At 68.7% G+C, this 19,132-nt stretch carries 14 protein-coding genes and 3 pseudogenes; 5 read left to right on the forward strand and 12 right to left on the reverse strand.

Annotation, left to right across the window (positions count from 1 at the left end; all coding sequences use genetic code 11):
* Positions 1-18 precede the first annotated feature (18 nt).
* Both ACIPSA_RS25805 and ACIPSA_RS25810 read right to left on the reverse strand, forming a co-directional pair.
* Positions 19-3,282 carry an amino acid adenylation domain-containing protein gene (locus tag ACIPSA_RS25805; RefSeq protein ID WP_402638363.1) on the reverse strand — a complete coding sequence of 1,088 codons (3,264 nt, stop codon included), beginning with the start codon at positions 3,280-3,282 and terminating at the stop codon, positions 19-21.
* Positions 3,283-3,295: 13 nt separating this feature from the next.
* Positions 3,296-5,857, reverse strand: coding sequence for a Pls/PosA family non-ribosomal peptide synthetase (locus tag ACIPSA_RS25810; protein WP_402638365.1), 2,562 nt, complete (start codon positions 5,855-5,857; stop codon positions 3,296-3,298).
* A 384-nt stretch (positions 5,858-6,241) separates the two neighbouring features.
* Between ACIPSA_RS25810 and ACIPSA_RS25815 the strand changes: the two genes are divergently transcribed.
* On the forward strand, positions 6,242-7,354 hold the full coding sequence (locus tag ACIPSA_RS25815; RefSeq protein WP_402638585.1) for a PP2C family protein-serine/threonine phosphatase: 1,113 nt from the start codon (positions 6,242-6,244) through the stop codon (positions 7,352-7,354).
* A 9-nt stretch (positions 7,355-7,363) separates the two neighbouring features.
* Positions 7,364-7,507 (forward strand): annotated as a pseudogene (locus ACIPSA_RS25820) (flavin reductase family protein); the annotation flags it as partial.
* Between the two features lie 314 nt (positions 7,508-7,821).
* On the opposite strand, the pseudogene ACIPSA_RS25825 reads toward ACIPSA_RS25820, so the two are convergent.
* The 9 genes and pseudogenes from ACIPSA_RS25825 to ACIPSA_RS25865 form a co-directional block, all read right to left on the reverse strand.
* A pseudogene (locus ACIPSA_RS25825) lies at positions 7,822-8,418 on the reverse strand (transposase family protein); the annotation flags it as partial.
* A gap of 68 nt (positions 8,419-8,486) precedes the next feature.
* Complete coding sequence (locus ACIPSA_RS25830) at positions 8,487-8,957, reverse strand: DinB family protein (protein WP_402638366.1); 471 nt, start codon at positions 8,955-8,957, stop codon at positions 8,487-8,489.
* A 133-nt stretch (positions 8,958-9,090) separates the two neighbouring features.
* Positions 9,091-9,489: pseudogene (locus ACIPSA_RS25835) on the reverse strand (transposase); the annotation flags it as partial.
* Positions 9,490-9,591: 102 nt separating this feature from the next.
* Entirely contained in the window at positions 9,592-10,794 is a 1,203-nt protein-coding gene (locus tag ACIPSA_RS25840) for an alpha/beta hydrolase family protein (RefSeq protein WP_402638368.1), read from the reverse strand.
* Between the two features lie 121 nt (positions 10,795-10,915).
* Positions 10,916-11,599, reverse strand: coding sequence for a LuxR C-terminal-related transcriptional regulator (locus tag ACIPSA_RS25845; RefSeq protein WP_402638369.1), 684 nt, complete (start codon positions 11,597-11,599; stop codon positions 10,916-10,918).
* Positions 11,590-13,179: a sensor histidine kinase gene (locus tag ACIPSA_RS25850; RefSeq protein ID WP_402638371.1), complete on the reverse strand. Its 1,590-nt coding sequence runs from the start codon at positions 13,177-13,179 to the stop codon at positions 11,590-11,592. Before ACIPSA_RS25850 ends, ACIPSA_RS25845 begins: the two co-directional genes overlap by 10 nt.
* A gap of 503 nt (positions 13,180-13,682) precedes the next feature.
* Entirely contained in the window at positions 13,683-14,042 is a 360-nt protein-coding gene (locus ACIPSA_RS25855) for a hypothetical protein (RefSeq protein ID WP_402638373.1), read from the reverse strand.
* A 27-nt stretch (positions 14,043-14,069) separates the two neighbouring features.
* Positions 14,070-14,561, reverse strand: a complete 492-nt coding sequence (locus tag ACIPSA_RS25860) for a hypothetical protein (RefSeq protein ID WP_402638374.1) — start codon at positions 14,559-14,561, stop codon at positions 14,070-14,072.
* A 233-nt stretch (positions 14,562-14,794) separates the two neighbouring features.
* Positions 14,795-15,151 (reverse strand): transposase, encoded by a 357-nt coding sequence (locus tag ACIPSA_RS25865; protein ID WP_402638588.1) that lies wholly within the window; start codon positions 15,149-15,151, stop codon positions 14,795-14,797.
* 585 nt (positions 15,152-15,736) lie between these two features.
* Between ACIPSA_RS25865 and ACIPSA_RS25870 the strand changes: the two genes are divergently transcribed.
* Together ACIPSA_RS25870 and ACIPSA_RS25875 are read left to right on the forward strand one after the other, a co-directional pair.
* The gene (locus tag ACIPSA_RS25870; protein WP_402638375.1) at positions 15,737-16,999 is read left to right on the forward strand and encodes an MFS transporter; all 1,263 of its coding nucleotides are present in this window, start codon (positions 15,737-15,739) and stop codon (positions 16,997-16,999) included.
* Between the two features lie 477 nt (positions 17,000-17,476).
* Positions 17,477-17,683 carry a hypothetical protein gene (locus tag ACIPSA_RS25875; RefSeq protein ID WP_402638377.1) on the forward strand — a complete coding sequence of 69 codons (207 nt, stop codon included), beginning with the start codon at positions 17,477-17,479 and terminating at the stop codon, positions 17,681-17,683.
* A 169-nt stretch (positions 17,684-17,852) separates the two neighbouring features.
* On the opposite strand, the gene ACIPSA_RS25880 is transcribed toward ACIPSA_RS25875, so the two are convergent.
* Complete coding sequence (locus ACIPSA_RS25880) at positions 17,853-18,170, reverse strand: helix-turn-helix domain-containing protein (RefSeq protein WP_402638378.1); 318 nt, start codon at positions 18,168-18,170, stop codon at positions 17,853-17,855.
* A gap of 222 nt (positions 18,171-18,392) precedes the next feature.
* Here ACIPSA_RS25880 and ACIPSA_RS25885 point away from each other — a divergent pair, with 222 nt between their 5' ends.
* Positions 18,393-19,085, forward strand: a complete 693-nt coding sequence (locus ACIPSA_RS25885) for a hypothetical protein (protein ID WP_402638379.1) — start codon at positions 18,393-18,395, stop codon at positions 19,083-19,085.
* The last annotated feature ends 47 nt before the right edge of the window (positions 19,086-19,132 follow it).

Consider the following 19,132-nt stretch of genomic DNA (forward strand, 5'->3'; position numbering starts at 1 on the left):
TGCGGAGGCTCTGGAGGTTCAGGAGGACGCCAGTCGTTCCGTGGCGCCCAGGACGACCTGTGCCGCCCCGTCCGGACGGGTGCGGAGGAAGTAGTGGCCTCCGTCGCCGAGTTCGTGGAGGTCCACGTGCTCGGCCAGGAGCTGCCAGTCGCGGTGCCGGTCGGGGTACCCGGCCGTGCTCGGGTCATCCGCGGCGACGACCACGGTGACCGGCGCCGACAGCCTCGCCACCGGCGGAGACTCCAGCGCGTCGGCGAAGTAGCGGTGCGCGGACACGCAGTCGTGCCGGTAGGCGGCACCGATGTGCTCGGCGTGCTGTGTGTTCAGCTCCCCGAGTTCGGTGTAGCCGCTCTGTGCGGTGAGCTTCGCGGCGATCTCGGCGTCGCTGCGGGCGGCCAGCTCGGTGGCGGCGGCGCGGCGGTCGGTGGCGGTGCCGAGCAGCTGTGCGCAGAGGAACACCCGCGGGACGTCGAATCCGCGCTCCCGTAGCCTCCTGGCCGTCTCCAGGGCCGGCGCGGTGCCCGAGGAGTGGCCCCACAGCAGGACCCTGGCGGGGCCGAGTGCGGTGATCTCGGCGACGACCTGCTCCGCCACTTGAGCGATCGGCGCGAACGGTTCGGTGTGGGCGGCCAGGTCGTGACCGGGCAGCTCCACCGCGTAGACAGCGGTCCCGCTGCCCGCCAGGGCGGTCGCCATCGGCTGGTAGTTGACCGCGTTGCCGCCCGCGTAGGGGAAGCACACCAGGGCGCACTCGGGTCTGCCGCCCGCTTCCGTCAGCGGCTGCAGCAGCTCGGAGCGCTGCCGGCCGGTGCCGTCGAGGAGCGCGGCCAGGTCGGCGAGTACCGGGTGCCGGGTGATGTCCTTGAGGGAGACCGCGCGGTCCAGGGCGATGGTGAGTTTCACCGCCGACAGTGAGGTGCCGCCGGAGTCGAAGAAGTGGTCCCCCCGGCCGATCCGGTGCTCGGGAACGCCGAGCAACTCGGCCCAGGCGGCCGCCAGCTTCCGCTCGGTCGGGGTGAGCGGAGCGCGCTCGGGCTCCCGGCCGGCGTCGCTGTTGGCGGTCGGCGCCTGCTGTTCGGCCAGTACGGTCAGGGCCTTCCTGTCGGTCTTGCCGTTGGCGGTCAGCGGCAGGCCGGGCTGCCAGTGGAAGGCCGAGGGGACCATGTAGGCGGGCAGTACGGCGCCCAGCGCCTCGCGCAGCGCGTCCGTCTCGTGACGCCGGCCCGTGTAGAAGGCGATGAGGTGCTTGCTCTGGTCGGCGCGTTCGGCGATGACCACGGCGCCGTCCCGCACGCCGTCCACCCGCAGCAGGGTGTTCTCGATCTCGCCGATCTCGATCCGGAATCCGCGGATCTTGACCTGGTTGTCCCGGCGTCCGAGGAACTCCAGCTTGCCGCCGGGATGCCAGCGTCCCCAGTCACCGCCCAGGTAGAGCCGCTCACCCGGCCGGTACGGATCCTCCCGGTACGCTTCACGGGTGCGCTCGGGGTCGTTGACGTATCCCCGCCCCACGCACACTCCGGAGAACGCGATCAGTCCCGGGGCGCCCAGCGGCACCAGTGAGAGGTGTTCGTCGACGACGTGGACGTGCACGTTGTTGACCGCGCGCCCCAGCAGCACACGCTCGGGCACCTCGTCCATGACCTCGTGGTTGGTGTCGTCCGAAGTCTCGGTCAGTCCATAGGCGTTGACCAGTTTGATCCCGGGCTGGATCGCGAACCAGCGCTGGACCAGCTCCCGCTTCAGCGCCTCGCCGGTCACCGACACGCACCGCAGGTCCGGCAGTTCCCGTGGGTGCCGTTCCAGGTACGACACCACCACTTCCAGGTAGGAGGGCACGACCTGCACGACACCGGCCCGGCCGCGGACGAGCGTGTCGAGGAACCGCTCCACGTCCACGATCGCCTCTTGCCGGACCAGCAGCGTCCGTCCGCCGACCAGCAGCGCCGACACCAGCTGCCACAGCGAGATGTCGAAGCACTGCGGGGCCGTCTGCGCCACCACCCGCCCCTGGTCGATGCCCAGGTCGTCGATCTTGGCGTAGAGGTGGTTGAGCATGCCCGCGTGCTCGCACATCGCCCCCTTCGGCTCGCCGGTGGAGCCGGAGGTGAAGTAGATGTAGGCCAGCTGGTCGGGGGCGACCCGCACCCCGAGGTCACCGTCGGCGTGCTGTTCCGCGCCGGCCGCCTCGATGAGCAGCTTCTCGACTCCCGGCAGGGTGGCCAGGGCCTGGTCGAGGGTCTGGGTACTGCCGGACTCGGTCAGCACCAGCCGGCATTCCGCTCGGGACAGCGTGGCCGTGATGCGGCCGGCCGGGAAGTGCGGCTCGATCGGCAGATACACGCCTCCCGCCTTGAACACCGCCAGCACGGCGGCGAGCCAGTCGAGATTGCGTTCGGTGACCACGGCTACCACGTCTTCCCGGCCCAGCCCCCGCGCCAGCAGGGCCCGGGCCAGCCGGTTGGCGCGCGCATTGAGTTCCCCGTACGTCCACTCGTGCTCGTCGTGGACCGCCGCCACCGTCTCCGGATGTGTGCGCGCACGCTGCTCGAACAGCTCATGCGCCCGCCCCTGCGGAAGGGGCCGGCGGGGCCCGGCGAGTCCTTCGAGCTGCTCGTGCACCTCGGCGGCCGACAGCAGACTCTGCCGGGTGTGATCCGCCCCGGGGTCGGCCGCCATCAGGCGCAGCGCGGTCAGGTGGTAGCCGGCGATCCGGGCAGCGTGCTCGGCGTCCAGCACCTGGGTGCGGTACCGCAGGCGCACCACCGGCCGCCCACCGCCGTCGCACCAGCCGACGCCCAGTACGGCGTCATCGGCCGGCCCGTTCTCGGTCCCCGTCGCGTCGAACACGACCTCGTACGACGGCTCGGACAGTGCCCGCTCCCGGCGCAGCTCGTCCACCGGGAACTCCCGGTGCGCCAGCAGCTCCGCCTCGGCGTGCCGGGCGTGCGACACCAGTGCGCGCCATGGTCCGGGCGCCACGGTCAGCCGGCAGGGCAGCGGCCCGCCTCGCGCCCCCGCGGCGTAACCCGTCACCACGTCCTGCTCACCGGACAACGCGGCCAGCACCTTGGCATGCGCCGCCAGCAGCACCGCGCTCAGCGGCACACCCGACGACCGCGCCAGCCCGCGCACCGCCTCCGCCACGTCGTCCGGGACCGTCGCCTCGTACTCGGCCATTCCCGGCACCGGCTGCCGAACCCACCGTGGCACCACGGTGACACCACCAGCGGTCAGCACACGGCTCCAGAACTCCCGGTCCGTTTCCACACGCGCTTCCATTGAATGGCCTTCCTCAACTCACCGTCGTGGCCGCGCCGTTGGACGCTGACCGGGCGGTTGCCGAGCCGATGCCACGGGGCTGATCAGAGGCATCAGGCATGTCCACGGCAGGGTTTCCGCCCCACCGTGCGTTCGGGGGGACTTCCTCGCCCTTCATGAGGAAGGAATCGGCTTCCAGCACGGCGCCGTCGCCCATCGTCACGCCGTAGTGCACGTGGGCGCCCACGCCGAGCGTGCAGCCTGCGCCGAGCGTGCTGACGTCGGACTTGAAGGTGCCGTCCTCCTGCGAGTGACACTGGATCTTGCTTCCGGCGTTGAGGGTGCACCCGTCACCGACGGTGGCGAGCGTCCGCTCCGTGAAGTAGACGCCGTCGTCGAACACCCTGCTGCCCATGCGGACACCGATCAGACGCCAGATCAGGGTCTTGAAAGGGGTCCCGTTGAAGACGTTGAGGTGCCGGTCCGGAACCTTCCACAGGCGCTCGTGCCACCAGAAGTACGGGTCGTAGATGGAGCACAACTTGGGGCTCAGCGCGCGGAATGACGTGATGCAGCGCTCCAGCAGCACGTAGTAGAGGGCGGTGAACGCGAGCGTTCCGGCCAGATACCCGGCGATCACCACGTGTCCGAGCCAGCCGTACAGCTCGGCGGACTGCAGGGCGAAGAGCGTCAGCGCGAAGGTGTAAAGCCACCGCACGAACAGCATGAAGGCCATCGAGCGAAGGTTGTAGCGGTTCTTCGCGGCGAGACGGCGGCGGAAGGTGTCCCCGGTCATGAGGTCGTCGAACCGTGAATCCCGCTCCACCGACCGGGGTATCTCGAAGCAGGGCGATCCGAGAAGTCCCACGCCCTCACGGACCTCACCGTCGAGGGGAATCAGCACCTTCGTCGCGAGAAGGCAGTTGTCGCCCGTTCTGCCGCCCGCCGGATAGACGATGTTGTTGCCGAGGAAGTTGTGCGGGCCTATCGATGCCCGGGACACTCGGAAGGACGTGCTGGAGAACTCCGCATTGGCTATGGAGAGCCCGTCGGCCACCATCGTTCCCCTGCCGACGGAAGCCAGGAACGGGGTCTCCTGCTGCACCTCGGTGCCGAAGTTCGAGCCCGTCTGCTCGACTGTGGACAGGTCGTACCCGAGACCACGGAGGTAGTACACGATGTAGGAGCTGTCGCCGAAGAGCCAGGCGAAGAACTTTGTGTTCGTCATGCGGGCCGTCGTCTGGTGCAGCGCGTAGTGAAATCCGTACAGGGGATAGACCCTGTCGGGCTTGACGGCCAGGGACAGCAGGCGCGGGACGGTGAACAGAGTGACGAGTCCCAGGACGAGGAAGCCGAAGAACAAGGCGAAGGACAGTGCCAGCGCGTCGCTGACGAGTGCCCCGGTGGTGAGTTCGGCCGAGTCCGGTCCCAGTCGTGAGCCGAGCGCCGGAACCGCGGTGAACAGCATGTACGTCCCGCCGACGGCCAGCGGTACGTAGAAGAAGAACAACTGGAACAGGGTGACCAGGCCGAACCAGGCCCGGCGCAGCGTGCCGCAGCTCGCCGGAGCGACCCTGATGTGGTCCACCTCGGTGGGCTCCGCCGGGGATCCGTGCCAGCTCTCACCGTCCGGCACCGTCTGACCGCGGTGCAGGGCGGACGAGTGACCGAGCTGCGCTCCGTCGCCCATCGACGTGTCGATGTCGAGGGTCGTCTTCTCGCCGATGAACACGTCGCGGCCGAGGGTGATCCGGCCGGTCTGGATACGACCCGCGTGCCCCCGGTAGCAGAGGAGGAACGAGTCCTTGCGGATCACCGTGCCGGCGCCGATGGTGAGCAGGTCGGTGCAGACCGGCACGGTGTGGGAGAGGATCGTGACTCCCTTGCCGACGCGCGCGCCGAGTGCCCGGAGGTACAGCACGTAGAGCGGATTACCGGTGAACAGGACCATCGGATTTCCGTGGAGCAGTACCTTGACGAGCCAGAAGCGCAGATAGGTAAGACCCCAGATGGGGAACTCACGAGGCTTCCAGCGGCCGATGAGAATCCATTTTGCGGCGACCGGGAACAGACAGAGGGCCAGGAAACCGATGCCCCCGAAGATCAGCGACCGGAGATATATGTGGACCAGGTCCGAACCGTCGGCGACCCAGTCGTATCCTCGCGCGGTGACAAGTCCGAAGACCAGGGAGTATCCCAGGAAGAACAGCAATTGGGATGTTCCGCACAGGACATATTTCAGCCGGCTCGCCTGTGTCACCGGCGCCGGCTGAGCGGACTCGGCCGAAGGCGACGCGGGAAGCGATGAAGCGCCAGGAACGGGCGCCGCCTCGACGAGGGCCGCGGCGAGGCTTTGAATCGTGGGGTTCCGGTAAATGTCCTTCATGGACGCGGACGGCAGGTCCGGCATTTTCCTGACCCGTGCGCAGAATTGGGCCATCACCAAGGAGTTGGCGCCGAGGTCGTCGAAGAAGTGACTGTCGACCGGAACACGCTCGACACATGTGACAGCAGCCAGCACTTCCGCGAATCTGTCGGCGACTGCGACTGATGCGTCCGGTCCGGATATATGGACCCCGGAGGACTGCTCCATCATCCGACCTCCTGGAGGACGTTTCGACAGGACCGTGTTTTCTTTTCTGATCACGGACCGTGGGCTTCAGTTTCGGTCGGCGATCGTCGGGGTGCCACTCCGAATCGATCGCGAGGAAAGGCGGTGGGGCTCGACGGGCCTTTGTTCTCCGGCTCCTGCCCGGCTGCGAGTGCGCCAGAGATCACCCGGATGGCGGTCCACTCCGCCGGGCCGGACATGCCGTTGAGTGGAGCAATCGCCGGTGCGCCATAGCCGGGCACAGCAGGCTGGACCTCTTGCTGCGACCTTGTCCGGGAGTTCGGTGTGTACAGGCTGCGTCAGTCGGACCGTCGCGAGTCCCGGGCGGGCGGCGAAGGCGGCCCGGAACAACCGCCCGAGCCCGCGTGGCTGCGCCGGCTTCCGGTCTTCTACGTCATGGCCGTCCTGCTTCTGGAGCCCGTCACGCCCGTGCAGTGGCCGGTGAGCTTCGTCCTGATCGCGCTGCCCCTCGTCACCGCCTTCGCCCACGGGCCGGCCGTCGTCGCCCTCGCCGCCGTGTTCGCCCTCGTCTTCCAGGGGATCCTGGCCGGTACTCCGTGCTGCGCGGGCCGCGACGTCGGATACCTGTGGGACCGGCACTACGTGGCCGCCTATATCTGTACGGCTCTGGTGGGCACCCTCGGCACGATCCTGGCCGCCCACCGGATCCGACGGGAGCGCACCCTGGCCGACGTGCGCTTCGTGGCCGAGATCGCGCAGCGCGTCCTGCTCAGACCGGTTCCGCACCGGATCGGCAACCTCCGGTTGGAGAGCTTCTACCTCTCCGCCGCCGCGGAGGCACGCATCGGCGGTGACCTCTACGAGGCCGTGCCGACCGCGTACGGGGTCCGCCTGCTCATCGGCGACGTCCGCGGCAAGGGCCTGCCCGCGGTGGAGACCGCCGCCGCCCTGCTCGGCGCGTTCCGCGAGGCCGCGCACGACGAACCCGACCTCCCGGCTCTGGTGGGCCGGGTGGAGACCAGCATGACGCGCAGGGCCGCGGAGCTCTCCCGAAGCGAGGTGGGCGAGCGGTTCGTCACCGCCGTCTTCGCGGAGGTCCCCGGCGACAAGCAGGTCGTCCGCATCGTCAACTGCGGTCACCCGCCACCGCTGCACATCCGTCCCGGCGAGGTGCGCGAACTGGACACGGGGCGGTCCGCTCCGCCCCTCAACCTCGGCATGCCCGTCGGGGACCCCTACCACGTCGACGTGTACGCCTTCCGCCCCGGCGACCAGTTGCTGCTGTACACGGACGGGATCACGGAGACCCGCGCGCCGGACGGCTCCTTCTATCCCCTGGTCGAGCGCGTCCGTTCCTGGGGTCCGCTCCCGCCCCGGGAGCTCCTGGACCGGCTCCACCACGATCTGCTCGACCACAGCCACAACCGTCTGCACGACGACACCGCCGCCCTCACCGCCTGTCTCCTGCCGGACAGGGCGGAGGAGGGGGCCGCTCACGTGTTCTCCCACCGCGACACATAGCGTGCCGCCGTGCGCGTCGACTACTCACCGGAGTCCATCGATCCCGGGGCCTTCTACCGTCTGCTGACCGCGGTGATCGTGCCCCGGCCGATCGCCTGGGTCTCCACCCTCACCGCGGACGGCGACACGGCCAACCTGGCACCTACGAGGTTCTGAGGAAAGCGATGACGGTCTGGCTGGTACGCCAACGTGCGTACAGGATGGTCGGCAAGGCAGTCGACTTGCCGCCGGCTGGGCATCCAGATTGTGGGGGGACACCTCCAATAACCAAACGCGCCACCACCCGGGTTGGCTCCACGTATGCTGCGGGCGTGCTGTCGACGCGTTGTCGGAACGTCACGCGAATTGAGAGGCGCTGGCCGCGGACGACCCGGCGGTGGAGCTCACGGCCCTGCTGGACCAGGCCGGGTTCTTCGCCCAAGCCACCCGCAACACCTACGTCCTGACCCGGGAATCGGCCAGGCCCAAGGAGTCCTCGCTGAACCGGCTGCCCTCCGCGCCCCTGGACCGATACGCCCGACATCGTCTTCAGCTTCAGCGAACTGAGGTACCTGACCGACGGCAGCCTTCGCCCCCGATAGCTCCCATGCCTTGCAGTCGTTGCGGTTGCCTGGCAGTGGCCGGCCGACTGCGACGACGAGGCGGCTGTCGGCGTCGATGACGACCTGGTGGTTGGTGGAGTACCGGTAGTTCTTCGACTTCTCAGCGATCGTGTGGTCTCGGGTGGGGACCAGGGTTCCGTCCACGATCAGTACGGTGTCCTTGCGGAATCGTCGACGTGGCTGGAGCGCGGGCAGCGGGCCGAGGTGGTTGATGTTGCGGTCGGCAGCGGATATTGAGATGTCAAACAGCGGAGCGATTTGGCGCATCGTCAAGTTCGCACGACAGCAGGCGGCAACCAGCAGGACGCGGTCTTCCAGCGACAGACCCCACGGTCGGCCTCGCCGCGTCGCCCCCGCTCCTTCACGCCGTAGCCCGGTCACCGGCTTGCGGAACTGACGTGGGCCCAGCCCGGTGAACGGGGATGTCCACGACGGTTCCGACGCCGTGATCACACCGGCCAACGTGTGATCATCTCGCACTTGCAGCGGGCAAGATCGATGGCTTCCGTAGGTCCGGCCCGCCCGTCGCTCTACTCGCCGACCGCCCCGTCGATCGCTTCGCGTAGCAGATCGGCATGCCCGTTGTGACGCGCGTACTCCTCAATCATGTGCGTCAGGACGTAGCGCAGCGAGATGGTCTCGCCCCGAAAGACAACCGTGTCGTCGAGGGACTCGAAGGAGTCCGTGACGGCGCGGGATCCCTCACACGCCTCTCGCCAGAACGTGAATGCTTCGTCCACGTCTGCCTCGGACACGAGGAACTCACCCAAGACGCCGTCGACCGCAGGCCATCGAGGCTTGAGCTGTTCCTGGTTCAGCACGAAACGGAACCAGCCGGTCTCCACCTCGGCCGCGTGCCGGACGAGGCCGAGGAGAGTCAGACTTGAGGTCGGAACGGCTCGCTGCTTCAGCTGGTCGGCGTTCAGCCCCTGACACTTCATGGCCAAGGTGGCGCGCTGGTAGTCGAGGAACGAGGTGAGCGACACCCGGTCGTCGGCCACCTTCGAAGGGTCTGTCCGCTGGTAATCCGTCACCGAGCGATCATGGCAAAGGCCCGGCCTGCAGGGTCACCCAGGGCCGCGAAGTGGACACCAAACCGTGCCCGAGACAAGCCGGCGCTCCACCGTGCTTCGCTTACGGGACTTCCCAATAGCGCTCTCTGTCACGGATCATCGCCCACAAAACGTTGACACGGCGGCGGGCGAGGGCGGCCAGAGCCTGCTTGTGTCCCTTCCCTTCGTTCCGCTTCCGCTGGTGGCACGTCTTGGACGCGGAGCAGGACTTGAGGCTGGCCATGGCCGACAAATACATGGTTCGGAGCAGGCCGCGGTGGTAGCGGCGGGGTCTGCGCAGGTTGCCACTGACGCGGCCGGAGTCACGTCGCTGCGGAGCCAGGCCGGCGAAGCCGGCCAGTCGGTCCGCGCTGCCGAAGGCGTCCAGGTTTCCGCCCGTGGCGGCGATGAACTCGACGCCGAGCCGTGGGCCCATGCCGGGCAGACTGCGGATCACCTCGGCGTGCGGATGCTCGCGAAAGCAGGACCCGACCGCGCACGAATGCCGATGCGGAGTCCGTGACAAGCAGGAGATGTTGGTTGTCATGGTGGCGAGCCGGCTGGGAGTGACGCGGCCATCGCTTCATGGGATGAACTTCACCTCCGGGAAGGCCGGGCACGGGCCGTCGAGCAGGTGCGCCTGCCCCCGGTGCCGCAGGTGCAGGTCGAAGAACGCGAGCGGGTACGCCTGCTGGATCCGTACGGCCCGGGCCGGGTCGAGGGTGCCGATCATGTCCTGGATCTGCTGGTCGGTCATGCCGAGGATCTTGCCCCCTTGCGCGATCAGCGTCGCGTTGTCGCCGTAGGAGTTGTGGACGGCCCCGTCGGCCTGGATGTCGAGCCGCCGGCCGCGAAGATGCGTCCAGAACTCCTCGACGTCCGCCATGGCGGCCCGGGTGAACACGGCGGTCATCATCATGAAGGGCCGGGCCAGGTCAGCGGTGACGGTCGGCTGCATCGGGCCGTCGATGCCGAGCCCGGCGCGGACGCGCCGGTCGGCGAGCATGCTGAGCGCTGTGGCGGTGCCGCCCTTCGACCAGCCGAACGCGCCGACGCACTGCGGGTCGAGGGCGCCGAGCAGGCCCCGGGGCAGTACCTTGCCGTCGACGTCGGGATTGTGCCCGGCGGCGAGCCCCTCCACGCAGTCGAGCAGGAACCGGAGGTCCGCGGCGAAGTCCCTCGGGTACATCGGGATATCGGCCGCCGGGGTGACCACCCGGCCGTCGGGGAACTCGGTGAACGTGTCGTGGGTGTGGTCGACGGTGACCACGGCGTAGCCGTGGCTGGCGAGTTCCTGGACCATGATGGTGTGGTCGCCGCGGTGGCTGCCCGAGCCGTGCGAGTACATGATGACGGGCAGGCGGTGGCCCGCATGGTGCACGGGCGCGTCCACGTGCCCGGCGGTGAGCGGGCCGAGGGCGGGGTCGAGGGGGAAGCCGACGTCCGCCAGGAACGCCCGCAACGCGCCCTCGGTCATCCAGGGCGCGCGCGGCAGGTCCTCGGCCTTGCGTGCGGGGTACCAGACGCTGGCCATCAACTCGCGGGGACGCCCGGGGCCGGCCGCTGGATCCGGACGTGAAGTGTCGACGAGGTGCAGGGACACCGTGCCCACCGGGTACGGTCCGGTGGGCACGGGGAGGGTGAGCTGCACCGGGCCCGGGGCGGGCAAAGCCGCCCACGCGGGGCGGGCGGCGCCGATCGGCACGGCGGCCCCGACTGCCAGCGCGGCTCCGAGCATGCGACGGCGCGTCATTCCTTCTCGGTTCATGAACGGCGTGGTTGTCACGGACCCTCCCTGGGATTGTGAGCAGCACTGGGTTTCTGGGCAGCACCGGGTTTCTGGGCAGCACCGGGCTACGCCCGGCGCCTGGGGCCGCCGGCCCGGCAACGTTTCGGTATTGATCAGCTCAGTGGCTCGGGGGAATGCGGCCGTCCCCCGGCGCGGACATGAGGTAGGCGAGCACGGCCAGCACCCGGCGGTTGTCGTCGTCGGAGGGGGCGAGGTCCAGCTTGGTGAAGATGCTGGTGCTGTGCTTGGACACGGCCTTGTCGCTGATGAAGAGCCGGTTCGCGATGGCGCTGTTGGAGCGTCCCTCGGCCATGAGCTCGAGAACTTGGCGTTCCCGTTCGGTGAGCCGGGAGAGGGTTTCGCGTTCGCTGCGGCTGTGGCGGCCGAGCAGCTTGGTGACCACCTCGGGGTCCATGACCGTGCCACCCGCGGCGACCGTGCGGATCACGTCGACGAACTGGTCGTCGCTGAACACCCGGTCCTTGAGCAGGTAACCGACCCCTCCGGCCCGGTCGGCGAGCAGTTCCTGGGCGTAGATCTGCTCGACGTACTGGGAGAGGAGGAGGATCGGCAGACCCTTGATCCGTTCGCGGGCGGTCAGTGCCGCCCGGAGGCCGTCGTCGGTGTGGGTGGGCGGCAGCCTGATGTCCACGATCGCGAGGTCCGGCCGGAACTCCAGCAGCGCGTCGAGCAGGCCCGGCGCGCTGTCGGTGGCCGCCACGATCTCGAACCCGCGTGCCTTGAGAAGTCTGACCAGCCCCTCCCGCAGCAGGAAGAGGTCTTCCGCGACGACTATGCGCACGGCACCTCCATGACCACGATCGTCGGTCCCCCGGGCGGGCTGCTGACCGCCAGGATGCCGTCGAAGGCCGCCAGCCGTCGCTCCACCCCGGCCAGCCCGGTGCCCCGGGCGGGATCCGCGCCGCCCACTCCGTCGTCGACCACCTCGATGCGCAGCACCCCGTCCGTCTGGGCCATGCGGATCTGGAGGCCGTGCGCCGAGGCGTGCCGGACGGCGTTGGTGACCACCTCGGCGACGGCGAAGTAGCAGGCCGACTCCAGCGGGGCGGCCAGCCGTTCGGGCAGATCGATCTCGGTCTCGCACGGCAGGGGCAGGTCCAGTGCGAGCGCCCGGACCGCCTCCCCCAGCCCCCGGTCGGCCAGCATCGGCGGGTGCATCCCTCTGATCAGGCCGCGCAGTTCCTCCAGTGCAGCCGCCGAGGCGACGCGGGCCTCCACGACGAGCGCGGCGGCCTCGTGCGGATCGCTGTGGATCATCTCCTCCGCGACCCGGAGGTTCATCCCGATGGTGACCAGCCGCCCCTGTGCGCCGTCGTGCAGGTCTCGCTCGATCCGGCGCAGCTCCGCGGCCGCGGAGCTGACGGCGTCGGCCCGCGTCTCGGTCAGCTCCCGCACCCGCCGGGTCAGCGCCGGATCCGGCTCCCGTCCCAACAGGCGCCTGGCATCCGGCAGCACGGTTCTGGGCAGCAGCCAGAGCCCGAGGGCCAGCAGCACCGCCCCCTGGATGCCGCCGAGGACCGACGCATGGTGAGCGATCTCGATGGGAAGGGACGGCGCCGGCCCGCGCGGGGAGCCGAACTTCTGCACCACCACCAGGGATTGCCCGAACCCGCTCTGGGCGACGTCGTACACCCCGATCCCCACCAACCCCAGGGCCGCCAGATCCGCCGCCGCCCTCGGCCACCGCACCAGCCCGATCACGACGGCCGCCAACAGCGCCAGCCCCACCAGGTAACCCAGCACTGCCGGCCCGATCCCGGTGCCCGGCGACGCGGACTGCCACAGATCGAGGCCGAGCAGGTCACCGGCCATCACCACGACAGCGGGCAACAGCATGGCCCAGCGCGCGGACCTCAACGCATCGGCTCCGGCCAGACGCGCGGGCCTGCCGTTCGCCGGCCGGAGCAGAGCCGCACCGGCGAGGGCGGCGAGCACCGGGACACTCACACAACCCACCAGGACGTTCAGCAGTGTCGGCCCATAGCCGGCAGAGGAATGCGTGAGCCAGTACGTCCATTCCAGCAGTTCCCCGGTCACCGCCCCGACCACGGGCAGCATCCACCGCCTGGACACGCTCGCCGAGGGAAGTAGCACGGTGGCCAGCAGGCCGGCCATCAGCAGCGCCGCCGGAAGCAGCCCGTCGGGTTGCAGATCAGGCACAGTGACGACGTAGCCGGCCCCTCCGGCGGAGTTGTGCAGGGCGAACAGCAGCGCAGGCACACTGCCGTACGCCGCCGTACCCACCAGCCCCGCCACGACCGGCCACCCGATCCGCCCAGCCGGTCGCGCGATGCGCCCCGGCCGGTCCCGGGCCTGCTCCGCCCTGAAGGCCAGCACGGCGCAAACCGCGGTCAACGCCACGAGCACACTCCCCGGCCAGGGCGCCGCCCCGTCCACCGGAAACGGCCACATATCCGCCCCCCCGTCTCGTCATACAGGCCACGCGTTGTGCCCCGGAGATCATGCTGCTGCGAGGGTCCAGCAAGCACCATGGGCCGAAACCTACTTCTGAGGTAGGCAAACACCTACCCCGGCCGGACTGGGGAGCGCACGGAACTGCTCGCTCTCGCACGCCGCCGAGTCGACGTCTTATGGGCCATGCTCCGTGACGAGACGAGACGCCTGTGCCGACGGGTTGAGACTTCGAACGCCTCCCCCAACGACACAGGAGCCTCGTGCGTTGCGGGTCCCGCCGCCGTTGTGCCGGGGCTCGGTAGTTGTCACCGGCGTAGCCGGATGACGTGGTGATGGGGACTGGTCGAAGCGGTCCGGCTGGCATCAGTGAGGCAGACGGCTTGTCACACACCCTGACGCGGCGGCACTTCTGCCACCGACTGCGGAGGGTGTGTGACAGGCCCGACAGCTCATTGGATCAGGTCGGTGTGCGGATGCTCGGGAGAGGTCGGGCAGACGTAGAGCTGCATGTTGTCGGTGCTGCCTACTTCTACCTTGGTCGGCTGCGCAGGGTCCTGGCTGGCGTAGTGACTGTCGGCGTAGGCGGCGGCTCGGTCTTCGTACGGCGCCCAGCCGCATTTCTCGCCACCGTCCCATTCGAAGGAGGCGATGGTCAGCAGCGGGACCATCTGCGCATCGCAGACACCGCAGTGCCGGGGATTCGGGTCGGTGCGGCCCCACGGAGGCCAACCACCGACCTTCCAGCCGGGAGAGTCAGCCAGATTGCCGTTGTAGAACTCCGTCGGATAGTCCGCGTACGAGCTGTCCACGCCGACGTCGGCTGCCTGCCACCTGCTCTAGTCTTCCACCATCAGCCGCATCTCCGGGCTCAGATCGAGGCTGTTGGGATACTCGGTGATTGCCTCTGGTGCCAGCAGACACGGCTCCGGCACATATCCCTGCCAGTTCACCTCATACGGTTCCGGCGGTACGGCGAGGACGTCGCCGACCTCCGCGGCGGACCGCCAGAACAGGGCGGTCGACGGCTTGTGCCCCGGATCGTGGTCGTAGGGGCACCAGAGTACCTGGAGCAGATCGGCCTGTCCGGGCGGCCGCAACAGGGGTATGTCGCGCAGATACAGCTGGGCCACGGGCAGCATGGGGACCGGGCACTCCGCGGGCCACGGAGGGCCTGTGTCGAGTCGCTCCGCGAGCATTGCGGCGTTCCGTTCCTTGATCGCCGCCTCCTCCGGCGTGAGCGCGGGACCCTGGGGATCACGGTGCTGCCGGGCCACCACGCGCCTCGTGAGCCGCACTTCAGTCGGCGACTCGCGGAATCCGCTGTCCACGTGCGCGCCTTCGCAGTGCGGCCACGGCTCCTGAGCCGGCCACAGCAACGGCCCCCGACCGAGCTCTCCCCTGTCGAAGGCGACCCGGGACGAGGATGCAGCCGGATTGCAGGACGCGCTAACGGAGCCAGCTCAGGAAAGACCGCGGTCACGTCCACGGGTCGTGGCGGAGTAGTACGTACGAAAACCATGCCGGTGATCCTGCCACCAGCCACAGACAACCCCTGGCCGCCTCACCCAGCGTCGGTGGCATCGGTGTTCAGCTGGTCAAGTCCAACGCATGCAGCCTCGGCCACAGCGACAGCAAGCCTGCCTGCACGAGCGCCTGGACGTCCTGTCCTGATGGCGTTGCCGGACCCGTTCCAGGAGGGGGTCCTGGGAACACGAGCTGGTCCACCCGGCTGGGGAGGGAGGTGCCGGGTGGCGTGGGTGCGCGGGCAGTCGCGGTGCTGGCGGCAGGTCTTCTCCACGGCGGACGAGAGGTTCTCCAGGAGGTGCCATCGGTCTGCTGCTTCCTGGGCCTGTGGTGCGGCCTGGCGGATGACCTTGGTAAACATCATGGATCGGTCGCGGCAGACGGACCTCGTCAGCGAAGATCACCGGCGGTCCGAGTCCGGCCGCAAAGGGTGACGTGACCGCCCGGATCACGGCCAGGACGTCGGCACCGGGCAGGGACGGATTGCACATGGCTCCGCTTCCGTCAGCCGAGAGGGCCGATCCGACCGGCGACGCTGTTCAGCCTCGGCAGGATTTCCGACGACTGAGGATCTCCGCACGGATTCTGTCCGTATTGAAGGAGTGATCACCGGTATCGACCTGATACAACCGCATATCTTGAGGCCAGGACCTTTCGGGGCGGAGAAGGTCATAATGCTTTCCGGCGGGAGACTCCCACGCCGTATACGCCACATCGCCTTGAGAGCGGTATAGTTCGGCCGTCAACTGTCGCTGCTTGCGCGCCAGTTCCTCTTCCTTCCTCAGAGCGGAGACAAGGTGCCCTTCGTGCGTCTCGTGATGAGCGCAGATGCAACTCGGGCCACCACGGACTGCTTTGAACAAGCATTACGAGAACCTGCCGCAGCCTGATCTATTTCCGCACATGCATCTCCCTCGCAGGTGACCGGGATCTCACCTCGCCCTCCCCCGATACATCTCATCGAAAGCCTCCCTCTTTCGTGGCCATCACCGTGCACGAGGACCGGCCTGTCGGTCGGCATGCCGCCGTTCCGTCCGGCAGTCTCTTTCGGCGAATCTACGCTCCGCGCGCGAGCGACGCGCTGGCATTCTCCATGGCGGCGTACGCCATGCCACTCCTGGTCCTGACAATTACCGGTTCTTCGTCTTTGACAGGCCTGGCGTTCGCGTTGGAGTGGACTCCGCGGATCGCGGCGTTCGTCCCCGCCGGCAACGCGGTGGACCGCCGCGGCGCAGCGATCGTCTGCTTCATCGCCTCTTTCGCACGGGCAACGGTGGTGGCAGTCGCGGCGATCGCCCTTCTCATGCTTCCACGGGGCACTGCCGAGACCGCTGTCGTGCTGGTTCTGGCAGCCGTCACCGGCACGCTCTCCCAGTTCGGTTTCGTTGCCAATGAGGCCGTCGGCGCGATCGTCACCCGGCGGGACCAGGCCAGGCCTCATGGGATACAGGCAATCCTAGTCGGCATCGACCAGACAGCCACGGTCATCGGTCCGCTGCTCGCCGGCTTCCTTCTCCTGGCAGGACCGGGATGGATGCTCGGGTGCCTGAGCGCACTGTCCTTGATCGCCGCCGTGCTCGGCCTGCAGACTCCGCCGACTCCGCTACGCGCCGCACGTGCCGACGCCACAGGAAATGACAGCGCACTGCGCCTGGGCCTGCGCACTTTGCTGACGCTACCCGCCCTGCGCTGGCTGGTGGCCGGGCTGGCCTGTTCCAACCTCGCCCTCGGTCTGCTCCAGTCCGCCAGCCCTGTGATCGTGGTGGAGACCTTCGGGCGCTCGTCCGCCGACGTCGGCGCCATGTGGTCCGCTGCCGCCGTGGCGACCCTGCTGGCAATAGCGTGCTGCCGACTCGTGCTGAGCCGCCTCGACCTCTGGGGGGTGGGCATGGTGTCCGCGACGCTCGCCTCCGCCGCATGTCTGGCCATTACCCAGGCTCCGTCCTACGCCTCCTACACCGTCCTGATAGCAATCTTCATGGCGGGAGACGGCGGCCTCACGGTCGTGTTGCGCACGGTGCGCTCGCTGGTCATCCCTGCCACCGCACTCGGTGCCACGCTCTCACTGACGATGCTTCTCCTGCTGCTGCCCTTCCCCGCGGCAGGCATCCTCGTAGCGCTCACCCCGCCACCGCACCTCGGCAACGTCATACTGGCCTGCGCTCTCGTTCAGGCCGCCGCTCTGGTCACCATCTTCATAAGGCTCCGCAGCGAACCCACCCTGCGCATGGTCGCCACTTGACGGTGAAGAACAGCGCTCTCACCCACCGGACAGGACCAACCTCAGCAGCGCTTCCGGACTGCAACCACTCACACCCGGTGACCATCCCCGCGAGCGGGCCACAGTGATGGCGATCAGCCGCAACGGCACTCACCCCGAGCCGTCGCTTCCCGGTGGCGTCACGCTGGACATGAACGTGTCCGCATAAGAAGCCAAGAGCCGCTCCACCAACCGAATCCCAGTACTGGCGGAGATCCACGGCGGCGGCTTCTGTGGCCGGATCCTGGACCAGCAAACCGGCGCATCCCACGGGAGCCGTCACGACCCGACGTAACCCGCACCGTTAAAGATCTCCTAGGGCCTGTCTGACGGATCGCGTCACCGACCCGCACCCGCCAGCAATGTCACCCGAATGGCGCAACATGGCGTGCCACCCACATGGGTGAAGATCAAGCTGACTAGTGCCCCAATTGAGGCAATCTGTGAAAGGGGAACCACATGCGCATTCGACGAATCCTCGCCGCCGTCATCGCCACGGCAGCCCTCGCCGGACTCGGCCTCACAGGCGCCACCACCGCCACCGCCGAGAGCCTCACCCCGGGTGAGTGCACGCAGGCCGGCGGAACGGTCGATTGGAGCAACCCGACCGTGCCCGGAACCGGGACCTGCAGGGGCGGTACGAAAGACGGGCAGACGGTCGACTGAACCCCACCAGGAGACGCCCCGCAGCCACGCGCTGCGGGGCGCTCCCGCGCGAGCGTAGCCGGGAAAGACGCAGGGACCGTGCCGACCCGTCGGGCACGCTGGGTCCGAGTCGGCCCAGAAGCACGTGGCGGGTGGGAACTCCTCATCTCGGCTGCCAGCTCGCGGCTCGTCATGATGAACGAAGGGACGGACTGACGCTCGCCTTCGTGGGCGCGCTCGCCCATGACGAGCGCCTGTTCCAAGTCGCCCTCCCGCGTGCCCCGCCGGGACCCTTGGAGGCCAAAGCCTGCCGACCGCCCGAAGCCAACGCGCGCCGCCACCGGTTCGCCGACATCCGCGTCACCCTGAACCGCCGGGCCACCTCCCGGTCACTGGCCCCGGCCTCGATCAGATCAGGGGCTTCGAACCGCACTTGCTCACGCCTAGCCCGGTCCTCGGCCGTCAGCCCACCGCCATCGGGATACCTCACCTTCCCGGCATAGCGCATCCCACGACGACCGTCACGACCCGACGTAACCCGCACCGTTAAAGATCTCTAGCGGTTGCTGGTATCAACCGCCAAGCGGTCGGGGAAGTGCGGTGCGTTTCCGCGTCGTTCGGCGCGGCGAGAGTGCGCGCCGGGGGGCGTGGAGACGTGCCCGTGCTTCCCCGAGACCGCTTGGTTCCCCGCCCGGCCGGTAGGGCAGAGGCTCGTTCTAGGATCTTCAGCATGGCGAAGCGCGCAGTACATCGGCGGGCCCGGAAGATACTGGGTGAGGAGCCCGTGGCCCTGGTCTGGTGCGAGATCCACAAGCCCATTCCCACACCGCCCAAAGATGTGCACCGCGCGGCAGGTAAGGGACGACTGAAGCCGGGCCACCACTGGCTGCTGTACGTCGGGGCCGTAGTGTTCTTCTTCGTCGTCATCCCGATGATGCTGATCGACAAGTTGGAAGCCCAACTCGAGCGGCTGTTCCGGGTGCGACGGAGCCGCAGACCGCAGGCCGGGCAGCCGCAGACTCCGCCCGACGCCCGCCCCTCCGCGTCCGGCCGCGGCCGTGCCCGCGATTACCGACAGGACCCGACCAACGGCGTCTTCGACGGCCACTGGAACCTGACCGCGGGCCAGCTGCTGCTGCGCTGGTACGGGCACTCACCCAGCCCCAAACGCCTGGTCATGCTGGCCAGCGACCGCGTCTGTATCGCCACGTCCCCTCGCCGTCGGCTGTCGCCCACCAAGGCCGACGACTTCCGGACCGTCGTGGAGTTCCCCCTCGATCAGGTCCGCGTCGAAGGCGAGGCGGGCCAGCCGCGCGGATTCGCCGTTTTCCGGCTCCGCTTCACCGATGGCTCCTGGCTGGAGCTAGGACGGCTGGGCGAACCCGAGGACGCCGACCACTTCCTTCGCACGGTCAGTGGCTGATCAACCGTCATGGCCCCGCCGGACCCAAAACAGTCTCGGTGAAGTCA

It is taken from the genome of Streptomyces sp. NPDC086549, assembly GCF_044746205.1.
Taxonomy (GTDB): Bacteria; Actinomycetota; Actinomycetes; order Streptomycetales; family Streptomycetaceae; genus Streptomyces.

What these genes read in the sequence shown, in the direction of transcription:
- ACIPSA_RS25805 (WP_402638363.1), bottom strand. Translation starts at nt 3,282, where the DNA reads ATGGAAGCGCGTGTGGAAACGGACCGGGAGTTCTGGAGCCGTGTGCTG.
- ACIPSA_RS25810 (WP_402638365.1), bottom strand. Translation starts at nt 5,857, where the DNA reads ATGATGGAGCAGTCCTCCGGGGTCCATATATCCGGACCGGACGCATCA.
- ACIPSA_RS25875 (WP_402638377.1), top strand. Translation starts at nt 17,477, where the DNA reads ATGCGCATTCGACGAATCCTCGCCGCCGTCATCGCCACGGCAGCCCTC.
- ACIPSA_RS25880 (WP_402638378.1), bottom strand. Translation starts at nt 18,170, where the DNA reads ATGCGCTATGCCGGGAAGGTGAGGTATCCCGATGGCGGTGGGCTGACG.
- ACIPSA_RS25885 (WP_402638379.1), top strand. Translation starts at nt 18,393, where the DNA reads ATGGCGAAGCGCGCAGTACATCGGCGGGCCCGGAAGATACTGGGTGAG.